This is a genomic window from Leptolyngbya sp. AN02str, from assembly GCF_050565595.1.
Classification (GTDB): Bacteria; Cyanobacteriota; Cyanobacteriia; order Elainellales; family Elainellaceae; genus Kaiparowitsia.
Genome location: NZ_JBNXVR010000086.1, coordinates 1 through 2668 on the forward strand (window position 1 = coordinate 1; position 2668 = coordinate 2668).

The 2668-nt window shown below is 53.0% G+C and carries 3 protein-coding genes; 1 reads left to right on the top strand and 2 read right to left on the bottom strand.

Going from position 1 to position 2668, the window contains the following annotated elements; translation table 11 throughout:
• Positions 1-97: 97 nt before the first annotated feature.
• Both ACQ4M4_RS28665 and ACQ4M4_RS28670 read right to left on the bottom strand, forming a co-directional pair.
• Positions 98-406, bottom strand: coding sequence for a hypothetical protein (locus tag ACQ4M4_RS28665; RefSeq protein WP_430687880.1), 309 nt, complete (start codon positions 404-406; stop codon positions 98-100).
• Positions 407-499: 93 nt separating this feature from the next.
• Positions 500-2116, bottom strand: coding sequence for an AAA family ATPase (locus ACQ4M4_RS28670; protein WP_430687881.1), 1617 nt, complete (start codon positions 2114-2116; stop codon positions 500-502).
• A 209-nt stretch (positions 2117-2325) separates the two neighbouring features.
• Here ACQ4M4_RS28670 and ACQ4M4_RS28675 point away from each other — a divergent pair, with 209 nt between their 5' ends.
• Positions 2326-2637, top strand: coding sequence for a hypothetical protein (locus ACQ4M4_RS28675; protein ID WP_430687882.1), 312 nt, complete (start codon positions 2326-2328; stop codon positions 2635-2637).
• Positions 2638-2668 lie beyond the last annotated feature (31 nt).

Consider the following 2668-nt stretch of genomic DNA (forward strand, 5'->3'; position numbering starts at 1 on the left):
GTTCTCATGGAAATGTCATGATGGCGATCGCAAGGTTGGGACAAACCTGAAGCGCGAAACATGTGGGACTGACAATGGGCCGTATCAGTTCAGTAGCTCAGCGAGATTTCATGGAGCGGCCTTTGCGCCGATTGTTGCTCCATCCCCAGAGCGATCGCACCGCACTCAACTGCTCGGCTGCTTCCAGCCGTTGCCGTAGGTTAAACCGTTTGCGCTCATCGCGGCCTGTTTCGGATGGGGAGGGTGGCATGGCATTCATGCTCCACAGCGAATGCAAGTACGCCCCAGATAGGCCCGCCACCACCCCCAAAAAGAAGCTCAGCGTGAAATCGTACTGAAGCAAGTAGAACAGCAGAAAGAAAATCAGCCAAAGCTTTAAGCCAACACCAAAGTTGTCGTTTCCCATAGCCAGCGGACCGCGTAGAGAATTGAGGCAGTTTGTTGCTTCATTCTAGGCGAACTGGGTGAGATTTCGGGATTGGCGAAGTGCTGCGGCGTGCTACAGCATACTCAACTGATGATCTACATTTTGTGATGTGTCGATCCTGAGCATGTAGGGCACTTCTGCGTCGGTAAATGGCTCAAAGGTTTGCTGAAGCAAGACTGCCAAATCAGCATCCGCAATATCGCCTGTGCGCTGCTGCACGCGGCGCTGCAATTCCTCGGCGGGGGCTGTGCAGTGAATGAACTGGAGGGAAATGTTGTGAGCTTGGGCTTGGGCGATCGCCTCTGCTCGCAACGCTTGGCGATTGTACTTAGCATCCAAAATGACCGTATAGCCATTGGCTGCAAGGCGAGTGCCCAGTTCCAGCAAACGGCCATAGGTTTTCTGAGTCATGGCGGGAGTGTACAGCTCGTCTCCTCCACGCTCATACAGCGGCACACCGCCCAAATGCTTGCGCACCGCATCGGAGCGAATGTGGATCGCCCCTAGCTTTTTGGCGAGTTTGCGAGCAATGGTGCTTTTGCCTGCACCCGACAATCCCGCCATGATCATCAGCTTGCCCGCTTTGGGCTGGGTGTATTCCCACGCCATGCGGTAGTAGCTGGCGGCGGTCTCTTGGGCGGCTTGCTTGTCGCTGGCAGACACATTGGGGTCATCCAGCAAAAACGAGGTCACCTTGGCCCGCACATAGGTTTGCCGATTGACATAAATGGGGAGAACCTGCAATCCATCCCAGTCGCCCGTTTCTTCGGTATAGGTGTTGAGGAAGAGGGCTGTTAGATCCTGCCGTTGGCGAATGTCAAAATCCATGACCAGGTAGGCCACGTCGTACATCACATCCACAAACCGAAACGGCTCATTAAACTCGATGCAGTCAAACAGCCACAGCTTGTCATTCCAGTAGGCAATATTGCGGAGGTGAAGGTCGCCGTGGCATTCGCGAATGCGGTCTTGCTCCATTCGCTGCTGAAATAGATCCTGTTGTTCGTCAAAAAAGCGATCGCAATATGCCTGAGTTTCATCAAACTGCTGCTGAGTTTGCGGCCCACCAATGTAATGCTGGGTTTGTGCAAAGTTTTCGTCGAATGCTTGGCGCACTTGCTCGACTCGACCAAAGTTGCGAATGCGATCGTCGGTATCGGTAACTTGGTGGAATTTGGCAATTACACGCGCCAGCTCTTGCACCAGTTCCTCGGTGACTTTGCCCTGCTCGTACAGGTCGGTGAGCAAGGTATCTTGCGGAAACTGCCGCATCTTCACCGCGTAATCGACGATGGTGCCTGCGTCGCCAAGTTGAAAGCGGGGTTCGCCCGTTTCGGAGTCTTCCATTTGAGAAATGGGCACTACTTCTAAATACAGGTCTGCAGCTGCCCGTTGGTTGAGCCGCAGTTCTTCTTGGCAAAAATGCAGACGTTGTTCGAGGGTGGTGTAGTCCAAAAAGCCAAAATTCACAGGCTTTTTCAGCTTGTAGGCAAACTCCCCAGTTAAAAATACGTAGGAAACATGGGTTTGAATGAGCTGCACTGGGTCGCGCGGCAGCGGATAAAACTCTTCGGGATATTCTCGATTGGCGCTGTCTTCTAGGGTATGGGGCGAGGCATAGACCGGATGAGGATAAAAATCCGGGTTGGTCATCTGTTGAATCAGCAGAGGAAGTTGAGCGTCAGTCATCGAGAATTTGGGGCGATCGCAGCCTTGAAACGTCGGTGTGCATTTTGCACATCCTCAAGCTTAATACTCCATGGCCCCGGAAATCGACTGGGACAAAAATCTAGCCAACCTTGGCGATCGCGTGTTCTCGCTTGATGCAGAATTTACAGCCTGAGGTGGTTGTTCTGGGAACCCTAAAGATCGAACAAGTTTGGGCATTCATCTCAGTTATGAAACGTCAATCATTCGGTGCATTTCTTGGAGTGGCGATCGCCACGGTTGCTGTGCTGGGTTTGGGCATGGGCCACAACGTCAACGCGCAAGATTTTCGGGTGGCAAATGGCTACGGTGGCGACTATGCCTACGAAGTGTGGCGTAGCCGCGACAACACCTGGTACCAACTGCGGGTGTGGTCACGCCAAAGCTATCCTCGGGGTCAGGGAACCATTGTGCAGCGCTCGTTTCCCACGAGCCGTGAGGCTTTGATCCATTTTGATTGCCAGTATGCAAGACGACGCTTGCCCCAGTGCCCCAACAATTAGCTCCCAAATTAGTTCCCAAAATTCTATGGGA